General features: G+C 63.7%; 20 protein-coding genes and 1 pseudogene. 15 read left to right on the top strand and 6 right to left on the bottom strand.

Translation table 11 applies throughout. From position 1 onward, the window contains the following. Positions 1 to 25: 25 nt before the first annotated feature. Positions 26 to 394 carry a DUF2784 domain-containing protein gene (locus tag VSR34_RS17540; protein ID WP_028231402.1) on the bottom strand — a complete coding sequence of 123 codons (369 nt, stop codon included), beginning with the start codon at positions 392 to 394 and terminating at the stop codon, positions 26 to 28. Positions 395 to 916: 522 nt separating this feature from the next. Here VSR34_RS17540 and VSR34_RS17535 point away from each other — a divergent pair. Further along, positions 917 to 1,150: a hypothetical protein gene (locus VSR34_RS17535; RefSeq protein ID WP_081716071.1), complete on the top strand. Its 234-nt coding sequence runs from the start codon at positions 917 to 919 to the stop codon at positions 1,148 to 1,150. Positions 1,151 to 1,190: 40 nt separating this feature from the next. On the opposite strand, the gene VSR34_RS17530 is transcribed toward VSR34_RS17535, so the two are convergent. After that, complete coding sequence (locus tag VSR34_RS17530; RefSeq protein ID WP_342963073.1) at positions 1,191 to 2,321, bottom strand: patatin-like phospholipase family protein; 1,131 nt, start codon at positions 2,319 to 2,321, stop codon at positions 1,191 to 1,193. A gap of 147 nt (positions 2,322 to 2,468) precedes the next feature. On the opposite strand from VSR34_RS17530, the gene VSR34_RS17525 reads away from it, so the two are divergent. The 4 genes from VSR34_RS17525 (at position 2,469) to VSR34_RS17510 (ending at position 8,436) form a co-directional block, all read left to right on the top strand. After that, positions 2,469 to 4,103 carry an MFS transporter gene (locus VSR34_RS17525; protein ID WP_342963072.1) on the top strand — a complete coding sequence of 545 codons (1,635 nt, stop codon included), beginning with the start codon at positions 2,469 to 2,471 and terminating at the stop codon, positions 4,101 to 4,103. A 384-nt stretch (positions 4,104 to 4,487) separates the two neighbouring features. Further along, the gene (locus tag VSR34_RS17520; protein ID WP_342963071.1) at positions 4,488 to 6,098 is read left to right on the top strand and encodes a peptidase S1; all 1,611 of its coding nucleotides are present in this window, start codon (positions 4,488 to 4,490) and stop codon (positions 6,096 to 6,098) included. 107 nt (positions 6,099 to 6,205) lie between these two features. Continuing rightward, positions 6,206 to 7,828 (top strand): S53 family peptidase, encoded by a 1,623-nt coding sequence (locus VSR34_RS17515; protein ID WP_342963070.1) that lies wholly within the window; start codon positions 6,206 to 6,208, stop codon positions 7,826 to 7,828. Between the two features lie 44 nt (positions 7,829 to 7,872). Beyond that, positions 7,873 to 8,436 carry a hypothetical protein gene (locus tag VSR34_RS17510; RefSeq protein ID WP_028212836.1) on the top strand — a complete coding sequence of 188 codons (564 nt, stop codon included), beginning with the start codon at positions 7,873 to 7,875 and terminating at the stop codon, positions 8,434 to 8,436. 19 nt (positions 8,437 to 8,455) lie between these two features. Here the strand turns inward: VSR34_RS17510 and VSR34_RS17505 are convergent, their stop codons facing one another. Continuing rightward, complete coding sequence (locus tag VSR34_RS17505) at positions 8,456 to 9,478, bottom strand: LacI family DNA-binding transcriptional regulator (protein ID WP_342963069.1); 1,023 nt, start codon at positions 9,476 to 9,478, stop codon at positions 8,456 to 8,458. A 159-nt stretch (positions 9,479 to 9,637) separates the two neighbouring features. Between VSR34_RS17505 and VSR34_RS17500 the strand changes: the two genes are divergently transcribed. The 6 genes and pseudogenes from VSR34_RS17500 to VSR34_RS17475 all read left to right on the top strand — a co-directional run. Further along, entirely contained in the window at positions 9,638 to 10,801 is a 1,164-nt protein-coding gene (locus tag VSR34_RS17500) for a fatty acid desaturase (RefSeq protein ID WP_342963068.1), read from the top strand. A 17-nt stretch (positions 10,802 to 10,818) separates the two neighbouring features. Then, positions 10,819 to 11,142: a non-heme iron oxygenase ferredoxin subunit gene (locus VSR34_RS17495; protein WP_342963067.1), complete on the top strand. Its 324-nt coding sequence runs from the start codon at positions 10,819 to 10,821 to the stop codon at positions 11,140 to 11,142. An 82-nt stretch (positions 11,143 to 11,224) separates the two neighbouring features. After that, positions 11,225 to 12,259 (top strand): sugar ABC transporter substrate-binding protein, encoded by a 1,035-nt coding sequence (locus tag VSR34_RS17490; RefSeq protein ID WP_342963066.1) that lies wholly within the window; start codon positions 11,225 to 11,227, stop codon positions 12,257 to 12,259. Positions 12,260 to 12,278: 19 nt separating this feature from the next. Further along, positions 12,279 to 13,526: an FAD-dependent oxidoreductase gene (locus VSR34_RS17485; RefSeq protein ID WP_342963065.1), complete on the top strand. Its 1,248-nt coding sequence runs from the start codon at positions 12,279 to 12,281 to the stop codon at positions 13,524 to 13,526. After that, entirely contained in the window at positions 13,523 to 14,422 is a 900-nt protein-coding gene (locus VSR34_RS17480; protein ID WP_342963064.1) for a sugar phosphate isomerase/epimerase, read from the top strand. The genes VSR34_RS17485 and VSR34_RS17480 overlap by 4 nt, the downstream gene beginning before the upstream one ends. Positions 14,423 to 14,486: 64 nt before the next feature. After that, positions 14,487 to 14,854: pseudogene (locus VSR34_RS17475) on the top strand (zinc-binding dehydrogenase); the annotation flags it as partial. Positions 14,855 to 15,272: 418 nt separating this feature from the next. Here the strand turns inward: VSR34_RS17475 and VSR34_RS17470 are convergent. Together VSR34_RS17470 and VSR34_RS17465 are read right to left on the bottom strand one after the other, a co-directional pair. Further along, positions 15,273 to 15,881: a DUF1571 domain-containing protein gene (locus tag VSR34_RS17470; RefSeq protein WP_342963063.1), complete on the bottom strand. Its 609-nt coding sequence runs from the start codon at positions 15,879 to 15,881 to the stop codon at positions 15,273 to 15,275. Between the two features lie 9 nt (positions 15,882 to 15,890). Then, positions 15,891 to 16,496, bottom strand: coding sequence for a short chain dehydrogenase (locus VSR34_RS17465; protein WP_342963062.1), 606 nt, complete (start codon positions 16,494 to 16,496; stop codon positions 15,891 to 15,893). Positions 16,497 to 16,646: 150 nt separating this feature from the next. Between VSR34_RS17465 and VSR34_RS17460 the strand changes: the two genes are divergently transcribed. The 4 genes from VSR34_RS17460 (at position 16,647) to VSR34_RS17445 (ending at position 21,830) form a co-directional block, all read left to right on the top strand. Then, positions 16,647 to 17,126 carry an SRPBCC family protein gene (locus VSR34_RS17460; protein WP_342963061.1) on the top strand — a complete coding sequence of 160 codons (480 nt, stop codon included), beginning with the start codon at positions 16,647 to 16,649 and terminating at the stop codon, positions 17,124 to 17,126. Between the two features lie 151 nt (positions 17,127 to 17,277). After that, positions 17,278 to 17,964: an ABC transporter ATP-binding protein gene (locus VSR34_RS17455; protein ID WP_342963101.1), complete on the top strand. Its 687-nt coding sequence runs from the start codon at positions 17,278 to 17,280 to the stop codon at positions 17,962 to 17,964. An 87-nt stretch (positions 17,965 to 18,051) separates the two neighbouring features. After that, entirely contained in the window at positions 18,052 to 20,610 is a 2,559-nt protein-coding gene (locus VSR34_RS17450) for an FtsX-like permease family protein (RefSeq protein WP_342963060.1), read from the top strand. A gap of 5 nt (positions 20,611 to 20,615) precedes the next feature. Next, on the top strand, positions 20,616 to 21,830 hold the full coding sequence (locus VSR34_RS17445; protein ID WP_342963059.1) for a carotenoid 1,2-hydratase: 1,215 nt from the start codon (positions 20,616 to 20,618) through the stop codon (positions 21,828 to 21,830). A 152-nt stretch (positions 21,831 to 21,982) separates the two neighbouring features. Here the strand turns inward: VSR34_RS17445 and VSR34_RS17440 are convergent, their stop codons facing one another. Then, positions 21,983 to 23,314 (bottom strand): TAXI family TRAP transporter solute-binding subunit, encoded by a 1,332-nt coding sequence (locus VSR34_RS17440; protein WP_342963058.1) that lies wholly within the window; start codon positions 23,312 to 23,314, stop codon positions 21,983 to 21,985. Between the last annotated feature and the right edge of the window lie 526 nt (positions 23,315 to 23,840).

Below are 23,840 nucleotides of genomic sequence, written 5' to 3'. Positions count from 1 at the left end.
GTTTCTCGCAGCGGCCGGTCTGCCACTACGACCGCGGCGGGACACGAAACCAGGTGACGGCCACAACCAGCAGGAACACTGCATAGGCCGTCGCGAACACCCAGCCGGGCAGGTCGTAATACAGCCAGTTGCTGACGCAGCGCTGGATGAAGCCCTGCGGCCCCATGTTGCCGGTCCGTAGCCAGTCCTCGAGGACCGTTAGCGGACACGGTATGTCGAGAGCAGCGAGCATCGCAACCACGCCTATGGCGATCAGATGCGCGAGCCGGAATGCGCGGTTGCGCACCCAGGCACGGTGTAGCCATGCGCCTGCCCAGATCGCGAACAACCCGCCGACGATGAATAACACGACCAGCGCGTGCAAGACGAGAACGGTATTGGCCAGCCAGTTCATGACGTTCCCCGTGTGTGCCCCTCGCTGCGAGCAGGCGGGCGCGATGCACAGCTCGCGCGAGCCAAACCGGCCCATGTCGGCGATTTTCCAACACCGTTCAGGCAAGTGATGGTCGCGCCCAGACTCGCAACATCGCAATTCACGTTGGGCTGCGCTCTGCGCGGTTCGTGCCCGGATGGCATGACATCTGCATCGTGCGCTGCTGCGGGCGGCCGGTTGCTTGACCGGTCTGCAAGCACCCTGTCTATGAGGCGCAGTAGCGCTGTCGTGCAACTGGAGAGGCTGACGTGGACCAAACGTGGCTGGGTATGGCCGCCGGCACAACCGTGCTTGTCATCGCCGTGGTTGGCGTAACGGCGCACTACCTTCGTGAGCGGCGTCGGGCGGACGTTCTGCGCAATTTCGATCATCACGCCTGGTGGCAACGGACCCACGGTGCAGCGCGTAGGGCAGGCGGCTCCGATGCAGGAAGGTGGACAGGGAAACAAGAGCGGGGCGGACACAAGGAACGGGGACTCCATCATGCGCGACGAATTTGCTGAAAGGGATCTGGCTCATATCCGGAACGTGCTCTGCCATCTCGAGCACTCGGCAGACAGCCTTCGCGCCATCGAGAAGGGCATGATGGTCAACCTGAACTACTGGCGCGGCCGCGTCCGGGGCATCCTGGCCATCCCTTTGCTATCCATGCAGGTCCAGCAGCAGGCGAACGATCTGCTCGGTCGCCTCGATCGGCTCGAGAGAACAGGTCATTGAACTGACGCACGCGGCGACGTTGTGTCGTGGCGTTCGTGCTTTACGAACCTTGTTGCGCTTGCGGCGCGTTACGTTGCTTGAGCATCGGATCGAGCAACGTATCTTTGACGTCAACGGGCGATGACGTCCGCCCGACCTTCGCGTAATGGTCTCTGAGCCACACGCCCGCCACCTCGCGCCCGTGCTCGAACAGCGTTTCGAGCAAGGGCCAGGAAGTACTGCTCTTGGAAACGAATCCGAACTTCGCGAGGAAGTCGTCGTCGCGAATGATGTGGAACCTGACGATCTTGAAGCGGCTCTTGCTCGCGGCCTCCGCGCCAACGGAGTCGAGCACGCGGTTGACCGCTTCGATCGCGTTGATCTCGAGCACGACGGAAGCGTTGAAGCCGATTTCGTTGAGCCGGTCCAGAATGCCGCGGGCATTTTTCGGCGGCATGTCGCGGCGCACGAACGGATTAGCGAGAATCAGGATCAGGTCCTGCGCGTGGGCGATCAACGGCGCGAGAGGCGGATTGCCTAGATAGCCGCCATCCCAGAGCGGCACGCCATCGATAGTCACGGTGCGGAATTCGCTCGGCAGACAAGCGGAAGCGCGCAGCACGTCCACGGATAGTTCGGGCTGCGTAAAAATGGCGCGCTGGTTGGTTCGTACATTGGTCACGCTAATGAAAACCTGCGGGGCGCTGCTCGACGTGTTGAGTGTGGCGAAATCGCTCTCGAAAAGCGCGGAGCGGATCACCGGGCCCAGTGGATCACGATAAAACGGATTGTCATAAGGCGAAGCGACGAGTCCCGCGGCCTCCATCAAAATGGCGATCGGACTCCAGTCGATATTCCAGCCGCCGAATGGCCCGGGCGCGGAAAAGCCGAAGAGCGCATTGCCGGCCCGCGTCCCGGCGCGCGACACCGCTTCCCAGAAGGCGCGCAGCATCTCGCGCGCCTTCGCCGCGCCGCCGGTGGCAAGGCCCGCCGCGCAGAGCGCCGCATTGATGCCTCCCGCGCTCGCACCGCTGATCGCCGCGATATCGAGTGGCGTTGCCTGCGACGCCGATTCGAGCAATCGGTCGATGACGCCCCATGTGAAAGCGCCATGCGAACCGCCGCCTTGCAGGGCAAGCGAGACTTTGGGGATAGACTGTTGCCCGGTGTTCCGGGATTGCTCCGTCGCCATGGCTCGTCTCTCTTCGTGATTTCGCTCACGGCAATCGTACGCGCGCGAGAGAACGCGCGCGCTGAAACGGGCGCGAATGCGAACGGCTTGACTGCCCAGGTCAGCATGAACAGACTCTAGTCACCATCGATCCATGCTGGAGCGAACTTGGCCTACCCGGATCTCATTGAAAGCAAGCCGAAGGGCGTGCGCGTCGTTGCGGCGCAAGCGAGCCCGTGCGACGAACTCGTCATCCGCGCGCAACCCAGCGCCGTCGATCGGCCGTGCCGGCGCAAACGTCTCGCGCTCGCCGCGACGATCCTGGGTTCGAGCATGGCATTCATCGACGGCTCCGTCGTCAATGTCGCGTTGCCGTCCATTCAGAGCGAACTTGGCGCGAGTGTCGGGGCGATGCAATGGGTCGTCAATGCGTATCTGCTGTTTCTCGGATCGCTCGTGCTGGTCGGCGGATCGATGGGCGACAAACTCGGCCGCCGCACGGTGTTCATCGCGGGCATCGCGCTCTTCACGCTGGCGTCGGCCGCTTGCGGACTTGCGCCGAACGCGGTCGCGCTGATCGTTGCGCGCGGCGTTCAAGGCATCGGCGCAGCACTGCTCGTTCCCAGCAGTCTCGCGATCATCGGCGCCGTGTTCGACGACGCAGCGCGCGGACGGGCGATCGGCACGTGGGCGGGGTTCGGCGCGATCACGTCGGCGGTGGGGCCGGTGGCGGGCGGCTGGCTTGTCGACGCGCTGTCCTGGCGCGCGATCTTCTTTCTCAACGTCCCGCTAGCCGCGCTGACGATCGCGCTCGCCATATCGTCCGTGCCCGACAGCCACAGGCTCGATGCGCCTCGGCGGCTCGACTGGCCAGGCGCGCTGGCCGCGGCAGTCGGACTCGCCGCGCTCACGCTCGGTCTGACCCTGGCCTCGGAGCGCGGCTTCGCGCATGTGCTCGTCTTGTGCACGATCGGCGCTGGCATGCTCGTGCTCGCCGCATTCGTGATGATAGAAGCAAACAGCGCCAACCCCATGGTGCCGCTCGACGTGTTCCGCTCGCGCGATTTCACCGGCGCCAATCTCGTCACGCTGCTGCTCTACTTCGGGCTCGGCGGTGCCTTGTTCTTCCTGCCATTCACGCTGATCCGCGCGCACGGCTACAGCGCGACGGAAGCAGGCGCGGCGCTGCTGCCGATACCCGTGACCATCGGTTTGCTATCGCGCTTCACTGGCGGACTCACGAGGCGCCTGGGGTCGCGTACGCTTCTGAGCGCAGGCCCTGGCGTCGCCGGAATCGGCTTCGCACTGCTGGCGCTACCGTTCGTGCGAGGCGGCTATTGGGCAGGATATTTTCCGGCGCTCGCCGTGCTCGGACTCGGCATGACGATCACCGTCGCACCGCTCACCACGACCGTGATGGGCTCGGTGTCGAGCGACCGTACAGGCGTCGCGTCCGGCATCAACAACGCCGTTGCGCGCGTGGCGAGCCTGCTCGCGATTGCCGTGCTCGGCATCGTGTTCGTGTGGTCGCATGAGGCTGCGCTTTCGGCGCGCCTCGATCAGCTTCACGTGCCACAGCATGCACGCGAGGCAGGACAACTGCTGGAACCCCACGCGGGGATGCTATCGGGCGCAGGGTCACGCGAGACACCCGTCGCGCGCGCGCAGGCCGATGCCATCATCGACGCGACGCGCGCCGTCGCCGTCGTTTCCGCCGCGGGTGCGTTCGCTGCAGCCGGTATTGCGATGGCGTGCATTCAGCCCCGGAAGCGTTCTGCCCGTCGATCGGCCGCCGAAGACTGAGGAGTCGCAACGATTCATGCAAGCCGCATATCGGCTCGATACTGCGAGATTCCAGTTTCGTTGGAGCGATAGCAGCAGACATCGAAACTGCCTTGGAAACAACAGGCCGTTTTCTATACTTCGCAAGGAGAAGGCGTCGAAACGATGTTCATCGGTCGCATGGGGTTTCGATCCGGAAACGGCTACACGAAAGCCATTGATTGTCGCCGTCGCCGAAACCGCAGCTTGCAGCTGCATGAACAGGTTTTGATGATGCAGGAACGTCTACTATCGTTTTCATTTCGATTGCCGGATTGCCTGTGAAGGCTGGCGCATGAGGCCGTGAGCAGGACGGCGTCGAAGCGGCGGTTCGTGTTCGACTGAACCGAAAAACGGAGATCCGCGATGAATGCAACTGCAAGGAATGGTGCACCGTCCGACCAGCCGCTTGTCGACATGACGCCGTATGGATACGGACCCGACGATTCGATCAGCGACGTCACGGAAAACGCCGCCATCACGCATCACACGCTCACGCTGAACGGGAAATCGATTGCCTATACGGCGCGTGCGGGTCATCTCGTCACGACCGACAGCTATAGCTCGCGGCCAGGCGCGAAACTGTTCTACGTGGCCTTCACCGCCGACGATGCGACGCCTTCGTCGAGGCCCGTCACGTTTTTCTATAACGGCGGTCCGGGCTCGTCGTCGGTTTTCCTGCTTCTCGGGTCATTCGGACCGAGGCGCATCAGGACGAGCATGCCGAACTTCACGCCGCCCGCTCCCTACGCGCTCGAAGACAACGGCGACAGTCTGCTGGACCAGACCGACCTCGTTTTCATCGACCCGGTGGGCACCGGATATTCGACCGCGGTCGAGCCTCACACCAACAAGGACTTCTGGGGCGTGGACGAGGACGCAGGCTGCATCAAGCAGTTCATCAAGCGTTATCTGACCGTGTTCAACCGGTGGAATTCGCCTAAGTATCTGTTCGGCGAGTCTTATGGAACACCGCGCACCTGTGTGCTCACCTGGCTGTTGCACGAAGACGGCGTCGATCTGAACGGCATTGTCCTGCAGTCTTCGATTCTCGATTATTCGCAAACGGGCAATCCGATCGGCATCCTCCCGACGTTCGCGGCCGACGCCTGGTTCCACAAGAAAGTGACCTTGTCTCCGGTGCCTCCCGATCTGCCGAAATTCATGGACGAGGTAAGCGCATTCGCGACCGGTCCTTATGCCAACGCCTTGAACGCCTTCCCCGATGTCGATGAGGCGGTGCTGAAGCATTTGAGCGAGATTCTCGGCATTCCGCCGATGGTCCTCAAATACTGGCAACTCGATCCTTCGCTGGGGAACGGCTCGGCGTTCCTGACGAGCCTGCTGCTCGATGCCGGTCTGGCCGTGGGCGCCTATGACGGCCGCGTGACGGGCATCGACACGGGCATTGCCGAATTCGTCGCGCCGGATTCGGGCGGCAACGATCCCACGATGGCTGCCGTGGGCGGCGTGTACACGGCGATGTGGAACGTGTACCTCAACGACGAATTGCAATACACATCGGTATCGCCCTTCATGGATCTGAACGACCTCGCGTTCGAGAACTGGGACTTCGGTCATATCGACCCGACGGGCGCACAGAAGGGCGGCCCGGGAACGCTGTACACAGCAGGCGATCTTGCGGCCGCGATGTCCATCAATCCGTACCTGAGGGTCTTTTCGGCCAACGGGTATTACGACGCCGTGACGCCGTTCTTCCAGACTTTCATCACCTTCCAGACCATGCCGGTGGGCAGCGAGCAGATCGATCACAATCTGTCGGTCCACAACTATCCATCGGGCCATATGGTCTATCTCGACAACGCATCGAGAACGGCGATGAAAGCGGACCTCTCGTCTTTCTACGGAGAGGCACAAGCCCATGTCGCCGCGATCAGGGCAGCGATTCAGCCGGAGCAAACCGCTGTCGAAGGGATCGCGCAATATCGCCGCCGATTGAATCGGACTCCATACTAAATTGCCGACTGACGCGGCAAGACGAGCGACCGGGCGCCCACCGCCGCAGGGTCGGACGCGCCATGTTCGAAGCAGGTCGGCGAGCTGCAATGCCGAGTGAGGCCATCATGAACGTACCGAATCGTAAGCTGGCGGGTAGCCTCAGGCACGCCCTGCCCGGAGCCCGGGTATTGGGCCAGGCGAACGCGCGCGGCGTCATCGAAGTCACCTTGAAGCTGAGGCGAAAGCAGCCGCTGCCGGATCTGGACGCGCGCCCGGCTGCACCGCTGACGCGCGACGAGCTTGCCGCGCGCTATGGCGCATCGCAGGACGACATCGACCAGGTCACGCAGGTCATGGCGCAGTACGGTCTCAAGACCGTCGGTGCGAGCGTGGGCGCGAGGACCGTACGGTTGTCCGGGACGGTCAGTGCGATGGAGTCCGCGTTCAACGTGAAGCTCTTCAACTACGCGCACGCGGAGGGGAACTATCGCGGGCGTGTCGGCTATCTGTTCGTTCCCGACGCGCTCAAGGACATCGTGCAGGGCGTGTTCGGTCTCGACAATCGCCGTATCGTGAAGCGGCGGCGTCAGCCCGTACGCGGGACGAACACGCCGCAGGCATTGTCGTCCTCGCATCCGTCCTGGTATGTGCCCGCGCAGTTCGCAACCCGTTATGACTTTCCGCAAGGCGACGGCACGGGGCAGACGGTCGGCCTCCTCGAATTCGCAGGCGGCTATTTTGCCGGGGATCTCAGCAAGTTCTGCGAGAAAGCCGGTGTGTCGATGCCGACAGTGACGGCGGTGAGCACGGACGGTACTTCGACCGAGAGCAAGGATGGCGCTGAAGGCGAGGTGATGCTCGATATCGAGGTCGTTGCGGGGCTGTGTCCGAAGAGCGCCATTGTCGTCTATTTTTCGGCATGGACGGAAGCAGGCATGATCGCCGGGTTGGACGCCGCGATGCAGGACAAGACCCACAATCCGGCAGTGCTGTCGATCAGCTGGGGCGCGCCCGAGGGCACGGATATCTGGACCGCTCAGGCGATGTCGCAAATCAATGAAACGCTGAAAGAGGCGGCGTATCTCGGCATGACGGTGTGCGTCGCCGCCGGCGACGACGGTTCGAGCGACGCGCTCACCGACGGGCACGCGCACATCGATTTTCCGGCGTCGAGCCCCTATGTGCTTTCCGTAGGGGGAACGACCATCGTCGATTTCACGGGCGCGGCTCCGGACGTCGTGTGGATGGAGGGCGACGGGCTGCGGGCCGATCAGGGAGGCAGTACGGGGGGCGGCGTCAGCGACGTCTTTCAACGGCCGGACTGGCAAAGCGCGATCACGATTACATCGGTGAACCCCGGTGCGATCAACGGCCGATGCATACCGGACGTCGCCGCCAATGCGGACTGGAATGCGTCGCCCTACCTGCTGGTCGTGGATGGCCACGTGGAAGCCAATGGCGGCACGAGCGCCGCGAGTCCGCTATGGGCCGCGTTGATCGCCTTGATCAACGGTCAGCTCGCGGGCGGCAAGCGCGTCGGTTATCTGACACCCATGCTTTATGGACCGGCGGGTGCGGGCGGCGCGCCAACTCTCGGTGCGGCGGGTTGCACGGACGTGACTTCGGGCAACAACAACACCGCCTCCGCGGGCGGCTATAGCGCGGGTACGGGCTATGACGCGGTATCGGGGTGGGGCACGCCACAAGGGCAACACCTGCTGGCTGCAATCCAGGAGGCGCTGGCATAGCGGCCGGTTTGCCAGGTTGTGCGAATCATCGCCAGGAGGACGACATGGGACTTCCGCAGAAAATCATGGTGATTCGCCATGGCGAAAAGCCCCAGGGCGCGATACCGCCTTATGGCGTGACGACTGCCGGCGAGCAGGACGCCCATTCGCTGCTCGTACAGGGATGGGCCCGCGCGGGCGCGCTGGCGGTGCTGTTTGCGCCATCCCGCGGCGCGCTGCAAAGCGAGGCGCTCGCTCAGCCCAATATCATCTTCGCGGCATCCGACGACGGGGGGAAGTCGAGCAGGCGGCCTGAAGAGACGGTGAGCGTCGTTGCACAAAAACTGTCGCTCGATGTCGATACGACTTACGCCGTTGGTCAGGAAGCCGAACTGGTTGATGCCGTGAAGTCATGCGGCGGGGTGGTGCTGATCGGCTGGGAGCACAAGCACATCCCGCTCATCGCGAACGCCATACTCGGCAACACGTCGGCGCCGCAACAATGGCCCGGCGAACGGTTCGACATGGTATGGGTGTTCGACCTCGATGCTGCGGGCGCGGCTTATGGTTTCAGCCAGGTGCCCGAACTGGTGATGCCGGGAGACAGTGCAGAACCGTTCCCAACCTGAATCGACACTGACACATTCGCTAGTACAACGAGTAGCGGGAATAGGTCTCGATTGGAATGATTGCCTGAGCGGGAACGTCGCCCCCAGCGCGGGCCGTTGTCAAATGTTCAACCGCAGTGCGAAGCAGGAGCCGAAGATCTTGTGTGAGCAAATAGTCGATGGTATCGGAACGCAATAGCGGCTCTGTTATCCGGTTCACTTCGTGCGTGATATAGACCGTCCGGCCCACAAGATCGTGTTCGCGCAGCGCCGCAGCCAATCCTTCGTTGCCGCCCGCCACGTTGTAGATGGCGTCGAGCTTGCCGTGTCCCTGTAGAAAGCGCATGGTCGCCTCATAGGTCGCAGCGCCGGAATCTGCGCCTTTGATCACCTCCACGAGGTTCACGTTCGAGAACCGTTGTCTTAGCAACGAACGGAAGCCAATCTCGCGGTCCTCGTGGCACGTGTAGGAAAACGTGGCGACGACCACTGCGACGTCGGGTGCGGTGTGCGCCTGCAGATGCCGTCCAATGAGGAACGCCGCAGACTGACCCGCCGCGCGGTTATTGACGCCGACATAGGTGTGACGGGCGTCGGCATCGACGTCGGTGATCAGTGTCACGACCGGTTTGCCGGCAGCCATGCATTTGCGCAATGCTGCGGTCGTTGCAGCCGTATTCGTGCAGATGATCGCGATACCGTCTGCCTCATCGGCAGCCTTGTGTACCCTCGCTGCGACTTCGTCGTCAGGTACTCCCACGCAACCCTCGACCTCCAGGCGCACGCCCGACGCCGCGAATTCCGCTTCGAGTCCGGCCGCGCTGCGCGTCAACTCCTCCGTAAACGCGTCGCCAGCCTGCGACAGCAACCTGAACACGTAGCTGCGCTGTCCCACCGGAGATGCCGGGCGCACCGGCGTCTCCGAAGCCAATTGCCTTACCGCTGCATCGATAGCACTGCGCGTGCGCGGATGCACCCCGGGTCGGTTGTTCAGCGCGCGATCGATTGTCGCCCGGCTGAGCTGCGTCATTTCCATCAGTTGTTTCAGTGTCGGCTTGCCCATCGTCGCCCGGTCCTGGTCGTCGCAGCGCGGCATTGCCGCGCAGGCATCATTTTGCCCCAAAATGAGTCTTTTGAGACTTACCGGATGCAGCGCCAAATCCGGCAAAGACTGGCTTTCGTCTCGGGGAATACCCTTTATGGCTCAAAATGAGGCAATTTGGTGTTTGACCGTGGCTCAAAAAGAGCCTTAAATGCGCTCAAGGATGATCAATGCATCACGCAGCTCATCACGACGGTCAACATCAGGCACAGGGTGCGATTCATGTCCAACCAGCAAGACAGCAGACAAACGATCACCATGGACGACTGGTATAAATGCCGGCTCGACAGGAAGGTGCTCAAAGAGGTCACGCGGCGTAACGACACCGCCGCGTTGCTGCATTTTGGCGGTTTCATTGCGTTGGTGGCGGCAAGCGGGGCGTTCGCGTGGCTGTCGCTCGATACTCCCTGGTGCGTGCCGGCGTTCCTTCTTTACGGAACGTTCTATGCCTTCGCGGAGGCGATGGAGCACGAGTTGCGTCATCGCACGCCCTTCAAAAGCGAATGGCTGAATGAGTCGGTGCACTGGCTGATCTGCTTCATGACATGGCGCGAACAGATCTATAGCCGCTGGTCGCATGCGCAACATCATACGTACACGCACCTGACGGCAACCGTCCCATCCGACGTTGAACTCGCAGTCAAGCGGCCGCCGAACTACCTGAAGCTCGTCACCGATTTTCTGCGTGTTTCGCACGGCATTCATCACCTTGGCAATATCGTTCTGCACACTTTCGGCATCGTGTCGAAGAGCGCGAAAGCCGTCGTGCCGGTCACCGAATATCGTGCAATGTGCCGCAATTCACGCGTGATTCTGCTGCTCTACATTGGCGTGGCCGGGTGGGCCATCGCCGCCCATAGCTGGTTGCCCGTGGTGTTCCTTCTGTTGCCGCGCGCCTACGGCGCATGGCTGCATGAATTGCTGGCGATTACCCAGCATACGGGGTTGCGGGAAAACGAGCTCGATCATCGCTTTTCGACACGAACGATCAAGCTCAACCGGATGCTTCAATTCCTTTACTGGAATATGAACTATCACGTCGAGCATCACATGTTTCCCAATGTGCCGTTCCATGCGTTGCCGAAGCTGCGTGAGGCAATCCGGGAGGATCTGCCGCCTGCCTACGACGGCCTCTTTAGCGCGTGGAGAGAAATCCTCCACGTGTTCAGAATGCAGCGGCGCGATCCTGACTTTATGGTGACCCCCCTCGTGCCCGGCAAGCTGGCCGCCGCGGCTGCAGGCCAAACCATCGATACGCCGCCTGGCGCGGTTGAGGCTCGCTGAGCCGCGGAGATACGCCAATGAACATCCTGCAATGGCATCACGTCTGCGCGTGCGATGACATCGAAGAAGAGGACGTCATCGAGTTTAGTCACGACGGCAGGCTGTATGCAATCTATCACACGCCGACCGGCTTTTACGCGTCGGCAGGCCTTTGCACCCATGAAACAGCGCGCCTCACGGAGGGGCTCGTGTTTGGCGACATTATCGAATGTCCGATGCACATGGGGCGTTTCCACATTCCGACAGGCGCGGCGAAAGGGGCGCCCGTCTGCACCAATCTCGCTATTCATCCCGTGAAGGTCGAGGACAACAAGGTTTTCATCGGGTTGCCAGCGGATTGACTGTAGCGACGCGCGGTTGAGGCAACGCATGAATGGCCGATGTCGCCACATCGGCACATAGACCATAAACAAGGAGACAGCCATGAAACATGCTATTGGAAAGATGCTCGGCCTGAGCGCCGTTGTGTTGAGTCTGGGACTCTGCACGAGCGCTTGCGCGGACCCGGTTGCCCATTTCGATTTCATCACGCACGCGCCGGATTCCGATGCGTGGTGGAATACCGTCAAGAACGGCATCACGCAGGCCGACCAGGATTTCAACGTACGGACCGACTATCGCAATCCGCCAAATGGCGACATCGCGGACATGGTGCAACTGGTCAACCAGGCTGCGGCACGCAACTATGACGGCGTGGTACTAACGATTGCCGACTACGATCTGCTGAAAGGAGCCGTCTCGAAGCTGAAGAATAAAAATATCGCTTTCATTACGGCCAATACCGGTACGGAGCAGCAGAGCGCTGACCTCGGCGCGCTCATGCACGTGGGCCAGCCGGAGTACCTGGCCGGCAAGGAAGCTGGCCTGCGTGCGAAAGCCGCCGGCATCAAAACGTTTCTCTGTGTGAATCACTATGCCACCAATCCGCTCTCATTCGAGCGTTGCCGTGGGTTTGGCGAAGCCATTGGTGCCGACTCGAAGGCGTCGTCGCTGGACGTCGGCACGGACCCAACCGGCATCGAAGCGAAGGTAAGCGCATATTTGCGGGCGCACCCGGATACGCAAGCCGTGCTGACGTTAGGACCGACTTCTGCGGACCCGACCATTCGCGCCGTGACCAAGCTGGGGCTTGCCGGGAAGATCTGGTTTGTCACCTTCGACATCGATCCTGACGTCGCGAAGGCAATCAAGGACGGCACCATCAAGTTCTGTACCGACCAGCAGCCGTATCTGCAGGGGTACATTCCGGTCGCCATGCTCGCAATCATGCACAAGAACCACAACACGGATGTCGTCGCGGCTCGCGCGGAGCTCGAGAAGGACCCGAACTTCATCAAGCGTCTTCAGGCCTATGGGCTGAAGCCAGTCTACGAGGCGCGCAACATCAGCTCAGGACCGGGCTTCATTACGCCGCAGAACATCGAGCAGGTCTCGGCGCTGGCTGGCCGCTACCGCTAAGCTCAACCGGGAGCCGCTGATGAGCACAACGGAGCCGATGGTGATCGTCGGCGCGGGCCAGTGCGGAGCGCGTGCGTCGCAGGCGTTACGCGAGAACGGCTGGGACGGCGCCATCACGCTTTTCGGCGACGAAGGTTTGTTGCCCTATGAACGGCCGCCGTTATCGAAGTCGGTGCTGCTTGGGCAAAAGACGACCGCCCAGTGCGCGATCTACGACGAGGCGTTCTTTCGGGAACAGCGCATCGATCTGCGTACCGATGCGCCTGTGGCTGCGATCGATCGCGTGGGGCACAGGGTGGTGCTTGCCAGCGGCGACACGCTCGGCTATCACCGCTTGCTGATTGCGACGGGTTCCCGGCCACGCCGGCTGGATCTGCCGGGGGCGACGCTCGCCGGCGTGCATATGCTGCGTAGCGTGTGCGATGCGCATGCGATCAGCGCCGAACTGCGCCCGGGTCGCCGCATCGCGGTGATTGGGGCGGGTTTCATCGGCCTTGAAATCGCAGCGACAGCGGTAGCACTCGGTTGCGAGGTTGTCGTGCTCGAAGGGGCGTCGCGGGCGTTAATGCGTGCGGTGCCTGAAGTCGTGGCGCAATGCCTGGTGGCGCAGCATAGACAACGAGGTGTAGACGTCCGCTTCGGTGTACATGTGGAACGCTTTGTCGGAACGGCGCGCGTAAGTGGTGTGCAGCTTGTCGACGGCACAACCCTGGCGTGCGACGCCGTGATCGCTGGAATTGGCGTGATGCCGTGTACTGAACTTGCACAGGCCGCAAATCTTGACGTCGAAAATGGCGTCGCAGTCGACGCGACGTTATGCACGAACGACCCACGTATTTTCGCGGCTGGGGATGTTTGTTCGTTTCCCCACCCGCTGTTTGGCCGCCGGATTCGGCTCGAATGCTGGAAAAATGCTGAAGACCAGGCGCGTGTCGTCGCGCGCAATATGCTCGGCCACGGCGAAGCCTGTTCGTCAGTGCCATGGTTCTGGTCCGATCAATACGACATGACGATCCAGATCGCCGGCATGCCTGCGCTTGGAACGACGATGGTGGTACGCGAGACGGGTTCGGCATCGCGCGTGTTCTTCGCACTGAACGGCGACGGCGTGCTTGTCGGCGCGAGCGGAGTCGGACAGACTGGCGAAATTGCGCGGGATGTGCGCTTCGCACAAGAGCTGATTGCGCGGCGCGCGTGCGTGGAGCCTCATCTGCTTGCCGATCGCGGGACGAAGCTCAGGTCGCTGCTCGCCGCGGAGGCGCAATGAATCAACGACTGCTCGTGTTTCAGTCGCTGTGGGCGATGGAGCGTCGCCACACCGATGGCAACGAACGCACACTCGAAGAGAACGTGCGGATGATTGCCGACGCCGGCTTTGACGGCGTGAGCGCGCACTATACGAAGCGTGCGGACGTTCGGCGGCTGGCCCTGTTGCGTGCCACATGCGGACTGCACGCGGAAGGTCAGTGCTTTCCACGCACGATAGACGATTTACAGCCCGTGCTCGAAAATGCCGTCGAATCTGGCGTGCATCACATCGACCTGCAGCCCGACGTACGTCCTCGCACCGTCGCAGAATGCGCAACGCTGCTCGACGGCTGGCAGAGACTGGCCGAACAGGTCGATATCCCGGTCTACATCGAGACGCACCGCGATCGCATGACCACGGATCTCTATTTCACGCTTGACCTGCTCGACGCGCGGCCAGATCTAAAGCTGCTTGGGGACATCTCGCATTACCTCGTTGGACGCGAATTCTCGTGGCCCGTGTCCGACGAGAATCATGCGTTGATGCACCGTATCCTGGATCAGTCGTGGGCCTTTCACGGGCGCGTCGCGAGCCGCGAGCAGGTGCAGATAGAGCTATCGTTCGAGCCGCACCGGATGTGGGTCGATCTGTTTCTCGGCTGGTGGGGCTATGGCTTCGCGTCCTGGTGCCGACGGGCGGGCGCGGACGACACCCTCGCCTTCACCTGCGAACTCGGCCCCAAACCGTACGCGATCATCGACCGCGACGGTAACGACACGACCGACCGCTGGGCGGAATCGCTGCTGCTGCAGGACATGATCCGCAAGGTGTGGGCAGATGTTCAACGCGACGTTCGACCAACGGACCACGCAAATCACCACCGACAAACGCTTCAGCAGAGGAATGCAGTATGAAGACACAAGCAGCCATCGCATGGAAAGCCGGCGCGCCGCTGAGGATCGAGGAAGTCGATCTCGCGTGCAGCTCACCGACGGCGGCGCCGACTATTCGTTCGAATGCGTCGGCAACACGAAGCTGATGCGTCAGGCGCTCGAATGCACGCACAAGGTTGGGCCAGTCGTTCATCATCGGCGTTGCTGCGGCGGGCGAAGAAATCAGCACGCGGCCGTTCCAGCTCGTCACCGGCCGGCAGTGGAAGGGCTCGGCGTTCGGCAGCGCGCGCGGCCGCACCGACGTGCCGAAGATCGTCGACTATGGAAGGCAAAATCAACATCGACGACCTCATCACACACACGCTGCCGCTGGAGCGCATCAACGAGGGATTCGACCTGATGAAGAAGGGCGAGTCGATCCGCTCGGTGGTGTTGTACCAGGCGACGCGCTGACCGTCTTGCTTTGCTTGAACAGCCAGGTGTCAGTTCGCTGGTGGCTCCACCTGCTAGCGATTTATCTCATGAAGTGTTGAGTGGGCGATATGAGCCCAGTGCTCATATCGTTTTTCTTCGCGTAGTCACCCGTCACACCAAAATCAACCGCTGGTCGGTCGGCGGTGTGTGGGGGCGCGTTCAAGGGAAGCTGTTCGATTCTCGACCGCACGACCATCGTGATCAGCAAGGACCTGAGCCGCTGGGTGCGCGATCCGTCCTATGAAATCAAGGAAGAGGCGCCGCCTAAGGAGGCTTCCGCACCGACGGCGGAAACCGATTCCGGGAAGGCCGAATAAACCGTCGCGGACGGTCACGATACTGCTATGCAGTACGAAGCTATGGGAAGCGCGGAGGTTCAGAGCGCGCGAGCGCATGCCTAGCCGAACGGCCTGAGCTGCGACGCTGGCACGTCGATGCGCAGGTTCTCCATCAGCACCGTTTCGATCGGCTCGCGTGATGCGCCTTCGCTCGCAATCTTGACGGGTAGCCCGTGGCTGTCATCGAACCACAGCTCATACCGGAACACGCCGGTCGCGACGTGTCCGGGCCTGCACGTCACGATCAGATGCGAAGTCCGGCGCATGCCGACAATCTCGGCGCCAACGACCTGCGTATCGCCACCCTGCCGAAGCAGCTCGCGGACATTCAGGAGCAGCGCCCCGATGTCGGACTGATCGACGCGATGACCCTGCGGGCTTTGGATCATACGGCTGTCGGGGCTCAGCACGAGGCTCGGAAACGTGCCGAAACCGAAGGGCCAAAGCTTGACCTTTCCTGACGCCGGATTGTAGGCGAGCGTGGCGCCGGCATGCGGGCGGATGAAGTCCATTCGAACGAAGCCGGGCTTGCGGTAGCCGTAGAGCACCTCCACCGGTTCCGTTCCCGGCGACGTCGACTTCAGCGTGACCTGGTAGTTTGCGAGCGCATCGAAGCGCGCTTGCGCATCGGCAACGAGATCCCGGTTAGTAAGCGGTGCGTCCATCATCGCGGGGGCCTACTGCGGAGTCGACGCGGCCGACACCACCTGACCAGTGATATCTTCCACCACGCATTTGCGAAATCCCTGCGCGACCGTCGCGGCCGGCACCCCTTCTGCAGGATCACGCCCCATTCGCTGCAAGGTCTCCGCGACCCAGCCGGGGCTCACCGCATTGACACGAAGCCTCCCGGCGAGTTCGAGCGCCGCGGCGCGCACGAACGCATCGACACCGGCATTGACGACGCTCACCGCCGCGCTGCCCGGCATCGGATGCTGCGCGAGCACGCCGCTCGTCAGCGTGACGGAGCCACCGGGGTTCACGGCCTCGCGCGCGCAGCGCACCACGTTGATCTGCCCCATCAACTTGTTGGCCAGGCTGAAGGCGAAGTCTTCGTCCGCCAGCGCGTCGAACGGCGCGAATTTTGCTGCGCCGGCCACGCAGATCACCGCATCGAGTGCGCCGGCCTGGCGGTACATCGCGGCGATCGAGGCCTTATCGGAAATGTCCACCGTGAGCGCAGGCCCTTTCCGGCTCGCGCCGATGACCTCGTGATCCGCGGACAAGCACTTCATGATTTCCGCGCCGAGAAGCCCTGTGGCCCCGATTACCAGTATGCGCATCGCCGCCTCCTATACTCGAACGTACCCAGACGTGGATGATGAGTGATTCTGGCCCACTGCCCCGCACCGAGCAATGCTCGCGCCTGCCTGCGTGCACGGGGGCCGCCTTCGAACAAACCCGGCCGTACCGCGAACAGGAGGAAGCGTGCAATGGCGGAATTTCGTTTGGCCACATTGTGGTGCATCGAGGCGCCCTTACAGGCGGTGTGGGACGCGATCCACGATGCGACGACCTGGCCCACCTGGTGGAAGAACGTCGAAGCGGTGCGCGAGTTGCAGGCGGGCGCGACCGACGGTCTGGGCGCGGTGCATCGCTACACGTGGAAGGGTGCGCTGCCTTATCGTGTGATCATAGACGTGCGCGTCACGCGCGTTGCACCGCTCGTGGCGCTGGAAGGAGAGGCCAGCGGCGCGCTGAAGGGCGTGGGACGCTGGCGTTTCACTGCCGACGGCAGCCGCACGTTGGTGCACTACGACTGGCACGTCAGGACTGCCAGCACCTGGATGAACGCGGCTGCGCTCGCGCCGCCCGTGCGGCGCGCATTCCGCTGGAATCACGATTCCATCATGCGCGAAGGTGGCGTCGCGCTCGCGCGGCTGCTCGAAGCCCGTCTTGTCGATTGCGAATAGCAGGCCGGTCGGGCGTGTCCTCTCCGATGGCTCGCGTCGCGCAGAAAAGTCCGCGCCGGGCGACGATCGCGGCTGTCACGGCGGCAAACCGCGATCGGTGCAACAATCGAACTCGCAACCGGAACGGCGATTGAGGAATGGTCGACCCATGATGCTGACGTTCGCCAATGTATCGAAGCACTACGACGGCACCGCGCCGCGCAACGTGCTGCGCGGCGTGAATCTCGAACTGGGCCCGAGCGAATGCGTCGCGATCATGGGCGAATCGGGCGTCGGCAAATCGACGCTGCTCAACCTCGCGGCCGGACTGGACCGGCCGGATGCGGGGCAAATCGTCTTCGACGGACATGATCTCGCCACCCTCGACGACGACGCGGCCACCCTGCAGCGCCGCCGGAAAATGGGCTTCGTGTTCCAGGCGTTCCATGTGCTGCCGAACCTCTCGGCGGCGCAGAACATCGCGCTGCCGTTGCTCCTGAACGGCATGCGTATGAAAGACGTGCCGGTGCGCGTCTCGCTGGTGCTGCGCGCGGTCGGCCTCGGTGGGCGCGAGCACGCCTTGCCGCGCGAATTGTCGGGCGGCGAGTTGCAGCGCGTGGCGATCGCGCGCGCGCTCGTGCACGAGCCGCGCCTCGTGCTGGCCGACGAGCCCACCGGCAATCTCGATCACGACACGGCGATGCGCATCCTGGCGCTGCTGCGCGAGCTGACGCAAAAGAACGGCGCGGGCGTGCTGCTCGCGACGCACTCGGCGGCCGTGGCCGCTGCCGCCGACCGCGTGCTGCGGCTCACGCCCGAAGGGCTCGAGCCGTATGCGCCGGGCGCAGGCGGCGCGTAGGCGATGCGCTGGCTCGGCGCCGTGCGTCCGTCGCGCGAGAGCGCTTCATCGTGCCCATGGTGCTCATGGCGGGGCACGCGCGATCGCATGCCCGCTGGCGGAATCGGCGCGATGCTCATCGGCGGCGAAATGCGCGGGCATCCGCTGCGCACGTTGATCGGCGTTCTCGCCATCGCCGCCGGTGTCGCGATGGGCTATGCCGTGCAATTGATCAATCGCGCGGCGCTGGGCGAGCTTTCGGCCACCGTCAACTCGCTGATGGGCAACGCCGACCTCGAGCTGCGCGGTCCGCGCGCGGGCTTCGATGAAGCGCTGTATCCGCGCATTGCCCGCTTGCCCGAGGTCGCGGCGGCAAGCCCCGTGGTCGAGGTCGATGCGCGCGTCGCGGGCCGCGACGAATCGTTGAAGCTGCTCGGCGTCGATGTGTTTCGCGCGGGCTACGTCACGCCGAACCTCGTCGGACGCATCGAGCGAGCGGATCACACGAATGGCACCGATGGCACGAAGGGCACCACCCTCGATCTGCTCGACCCCGACACCGTGTTTCTCTCGCCCGCCGCGCTGACCTGGCTCGCGCTCAAGCCCGGCGATACGCTGACGGTACAGGTCGGGCTCGCGCCGGTCGCGCTGCGCGTCGCGGGTGTGCTGGGCGCGTCGGGCGATGCGGTGCGTGTCGGCGTGATGGACATTGGCGCCGCCCAATGGCGCTTGCTGCGGCTCGGCACGCTGGCGCGCATCGACATCAAGCTCAAGCCGGGCATCGACGCCCGAGCGTTCGCGCAGTCGATCGCGCCACGCCTGCCTGCCGGCGTCGCCGCCGTCACGCCGGGCGACAACGCGCACCGCACGTCGATGCTCTCGCGTGCGTATCGAGCGAACCTCAATGTGCTTGCGCTCGTCGCGCTGTTCACGGGGGCGTTCCTCGTGTTCACGATGCAGGCGCTCGCCGTGCTGCGGCGCCGCGCGCAGTTCGCGCTGTTGCGTGCGATCGGAGTGACCCGGCGTGGCGTGTTGCGGATCGTCGTCTCGGAGGGCGCCATCCTCGGCGTGCTCGGCGCCGCCGCGGGTCTCGCCATTGGGTTCGCGCTCGCGGCCGCCGTGCTCCGTTATGCGGGCGGCGATCTGGGCGGCGGCTATTTCGAAGGGGTGAGGCCGCGTGTCCATTTCGATGCACTGCCCGCGGCGATATTTTTTGCGCTCGGGGTGTCCGCGTCGGTGCTCGGCAGTCTCGCGCCGGCGCTCGAAGCGGCGAGGGCGCAGCCCGCGCGGGCGCTGAAGGCGGGCGACGAGGAAGCGCCCTCCGCGCGGCTGCGCACGAGGCGCACCGTGACGGCGGCCCTGCTTGCGATCGGCGCCGGCGTGGCATCGGCGCTCCTGCCGCCCGTGGCCGGCTTGCCGGTGTTCGGCTATCTCGCGATCGCGCTGCTGCTGCTGGGTGGCGTGCTCGCGATGCCGGCCGTCGCGCGCGCCGTCTTCGCCGTGCTGCCCCGCTCGGGTCATGCGTTGCCGCAGCTCGTGCTGGCGCAGCTCGCCAATGCCCCCGGCCGCGCCACGATCGGACTGGCGGGCATCGTCACGAGCTTCAGCCTCATGACGGCGATGGCGATCATGGTGTCGAGCTTTCGCGTCGCGGTCGACGACTGGCTGCAGGTGCTATTGCCCGCGCCGCTCTATTTGCGTGCTTCGCCCGGTGGTGACAGCGCATTTCTCTCGCCCGGCGATCAAGCGGCCATCGCGGCCGCGCCCGGCGTCGCGCGCGCCGAGTTTCTCCGCGCGACGCAAATCTCGCTCGACGCGCGCCTGCCGCCCGTGAGCCTGCTCGCGCGGCCCATCGATGCGCGCCACCCCGGCGCGCGCCTGCCGCTGACGACGGCGCCGCTAGTGCCGCAAGCCGGCGATCCGCCGCCCGTGTGGATCAGCGAGGCGGCCGCCGACCTGTATGGGATGCACCCTGGCCAGCGCATCACGCTGCCGCTGGCGGGGCAGCGCCTACCATTCATCGTGGCCGGCATCTGGCGCGACTATGCACGCCAGTTCGGCGCCATCGTGATCGACGCCAGCGACTATCGCCTGCTGACGCGCGACACGCGCGTGACCGATGCCGCCATATGGCTCGCCTCGGGCATCGCACCCGCGCAGGCGATCGCAAGCTTGCGCGCGAGCGTTTCCGGCGGCCAGCGCCTCGAGTTCGCACAGCCTGGCGAGATCCGCGCCGCGAGCCTGCGGATCTTCGACCGCAGCTTCGCCGTGACCTATCTGCTGGAAGCGGTGGCGGTGATCATCGGACTGTTCGGCGTCGGCGCGAGCTTTGGCTCGCAAGCGCTCGCACGCACGCGCGAGTTCGGCATGCTGCGGCACATTGGCGTGACGCGTCGCCAGATCGCGATCATGCTCGCGATGGAAGGCGCGCTCGTCGCGCTGCTAGGTGTGCTCGCCGGCCTGACGCTGGGCCTGAGTCTCGCGATGGTGCTCGTGCATGTCGTCAACCCGCAGTCGTTTCATTGGACGATGAGCCTGCACATGCCGTGGGGGTTGCTGGCCACGCTGGCTTCGGCGGTCGTCGTTGCCGCCGCGCTCACGGCGCTCCTGAGTTCGCGCGCGGCGATGTCGGTCGATGCGGTGCGCGCCGTGCGCGACGACTGGTGACCGCGATGAGACGGCGAACGTTTCTCCTGGGGCCGCTAGTCGCCCTGTCGCAAAGGGCCGCGTGGGCGCGCACGCCGGACTATCCGGCGGTGACGAGCGGACACCCGCTCGTGTTCCCGCGCGACTACGGCGCGCATTCGAGCTATCGCACCGAATGGTGGTACGTGACCGGCTGGCTGCAAACGGAGGCCGACGCGGTTGCCGATGCCACGCCGGGCGCCGCCGCGCACGCATCGCTGGGCTTCGAAGCGACGTTCTTCCGCACGCGCCCCGCACTCGACGAAGCGAACCCGAGCCGCTTCGCGCCGAATCAATTGCTGTTCGCCAATATCGCGCTGAGCGATCCGCGCACGGGCAGCCTGCAGCACGACCAGCGCGTCGCGCGCCGCGGCTTCGGACTCGCCGACGCCAGCGAGACCGACACGGCAGTCCATATCGACGACTGGTCGCTCGAGCGCGAGGCGCAAGGCCGCTACCGCTTGAACGTCGCCACGCCGGACTTTTCGTTCTCCTTCATGTTGACGCCGACGCAGCCCGTGCTCCTCAACGGCGCAGCCGGATATAGCCGCAAGGGACCGCTTCCCGGCGAGGCCAGCTATTACTACAGCGAGCCGTGGCTGCTCGTCGACGGCGTGCTCAGGCGGAGCGGTCATGCGCGCGGCGATGGCGAGCACGTGCGCGGACGGGCGTGGCTCGATCACGAATGGTCGTCGGCGCCACTGGCCGACGAGGCGGTCGGCTGGGACTGGATCGGCATCAATTTCGACGACGGCGGCGCGCTGATGGCCTTGCAGATCCGCGACAAGGCAGGCCGCAAGTTCTGGGCGGGGGGCACGCTGCGTGCCGCCGATGGAAGCACGCATGCGCTATCCGGCGATAGCATGAGCTTCACGCCGCTGCGCCAGTGGCGTTCGCCGCATACCGGCGCGCGCTATCCGGTGGCGATGCGCGTCGATGCGCAGGATCTGCATCTGACGCTCGTGCCGCTCATGGACGATCAGGAATTCGACAGCCGAGCGACCACCGGCGCGGTGTATTGGGAGGGTGCAGTCACGGCGTTTCAGGCTGATGCGGCAGCCGGCAAGCCGGTTTTGGCGAGCGCGAGCACAAGCACAAGCACGAGCACGAGCACGAGCGAGAACGCGGCAAAACCCGCTCCAAAGCCGGTTGGACGTGGCTATCTCGAACTCACGGGATATGTTCAGCGGCTCGAACTCTAGAAGCATCCACCCAGGCGCGAATGATGTCACGCCGAACACGCGGTCGATGAGCGATGGTTGCTCCTGCCGCCATGCCGGGGCGCTGAAGCGCTGTCGTTCGGCATACCGAACGCTGTTTGCGCCATCGTGCCCCACGTCCGTTTCCGCCTGCGCTAACGCTGCTGTCCAGCCGCCGCATGGAGAATGCGGTTGCGCACGACGTCAATTGCCTGCTTCAACGCATAGACATCCTTAAGATAGCGTTGCGGAACGCGCATCCGGCTTGTACGCGTGTCGATGCTTTCGATTGCATCGCGCCAATGCACGATTTTCTCGCGGGTAGGGTTCGGGTCGCTCCACAGCTCGTCCTCCAGAGACTTCAGTTCGCGATACGTCGCCATGAGCGGGCGCTTCGCCCGCGCTTCGACGAGACGAGGCAAGGCCTGCACCAACGCCGCCAGCGCGGCCGCGAAAGGGAGCAGGATGAGCAGCCGTCGTTCTATGAAACTGACGAGCCAGAAAGGAAGATAGCGGTGCAGGAAGGGACGGCCGGACTGGAAGTATCGCGTGCTCTCGCTGGAAATCGGAAATTCTTCCGTGTTCAGATTCGGAAAGGTGGCGATTGGCGCGAAATAGTCTTCTCTGCTGTGGACCTCCCTGGCGGCTTCGAGCAGCAGATAGACGATCGCAGGATGCACGGTGTCTTTCGCCACGAGCAGTGCCGTGGCAGCCAGCAAGGTGACATCGGTTTTCGGAAGATCGTCGACGATGCTGGTCGAGGCGCGGGGGAACGTGACCTTGGATAGCGACGGAAATTTTTGCACTAGCGCGTCGGCCTGGGCGAAGCTCATCAGCTTCAGATCGCTGTTCAGAAGCGTTCGCTGCATAGGGGCATCTGGCCGGCCTATGAAGAAAGCAGCGTCCAGCTCTCCCTTTTCCAGGCCCCGATATGCCGAAGCCGCATCCATTTCGAGCAGGGTGGCGTTGTCCCTGGTAATGCCGCTGTAGTCGAGCAGAAGCTGGGAGACGTTTATGAGGCCGCTGCCGGGCACGCCAATCGAGACCCGCTTGCCGCGCAGTTGCGACAACTGATCGACCACTGTGTCCGCGCGATAGAACACCCAGATCGGCTCGTAGGAGACGGCGGCAATCGTCTGCAGGTTATCGGTCTCTTTGGGGCTGACGGTGCCTGACTGAATGAAGCCGACATCGTACTCGCTGTTGGGATTCGCCAACCGCTGATAATTCTCGATTGATCCGGATGAACTGCGGATATCGAGCGTGACTCCGTCGCGCCTCAAGATCGGCGCGTATCGGTCAGCAAAGCCGCGATAGATACCCTTGTCGGCCCCCGTTGTAATGACGACCCGCGTGTGGAATACAGGCTCGAGCACTTGCATCGTCGCCCAGGCGAGCACGGCGAGCAGCAGTATCGCGCCAATGCCCGCGAGCAGACGTTGGTTGCCGCGTTGGTTGCCATGAAGTGCCGGGTTGCGCTTGCGCATCGTCAGACTCCTCCCATCAAGCCAGGTCCGCCGAGGCGGCCTGCACGGGCCTGGCGGCACGACCTGTTAGCGGACAGCGAACAGCCACGACTGCAACTGACAGCCTGGACAAAGCTTGCGCGGGACGGCCTGAGCGGTCAAAGCTGGAAGGCACGCACCGCGGAACGCAGCGTTTCTGCCTCTGTTCTCAGCGCGCTGGCCGCCTGAACGCCATCTTGCACGAAGGCGGCATTTGCTGGGTCACGCGATCCATCACCGTGACGGCAGCGTTGACTGATCGATGCCGGCGCTCTGTTCCTGCGAGGCATCCGCGATCGAGTCGACGAACTGGGCAACCCCTCTTACCGCGCCGAGCAGATCAACGATGGTTGCAGCGGCGGCTTCGACGGCGTGATTGCTTTGATCCCGCCCAGTAAGGTGAGCGGGCATGAATCGGGGGATGAAAGTACAGCCGCGACGGCGGCGCGTCCTTTTACGGCCGATTCACTGAAACGTTGAATGAATTTTTTGTGCAATGCCACGCCAG

The sequence above is a fragment of the Paraburkholderia sp. JHI2823 genome (assembly GCF_038900695.1).
Taxonomy (GTDB): domain Bacteria; phylum Pseudomonadota; class Gammaproteobacteria; order Burkholderiales; family Burkholderiaceae; genus Paraburkholderia; species Paraburkholderia mimosarum.
Note: the sequence above shows the minus strand (reverse complement) of the source record. Positions and strands in the feature narration are given on the sequence as shown.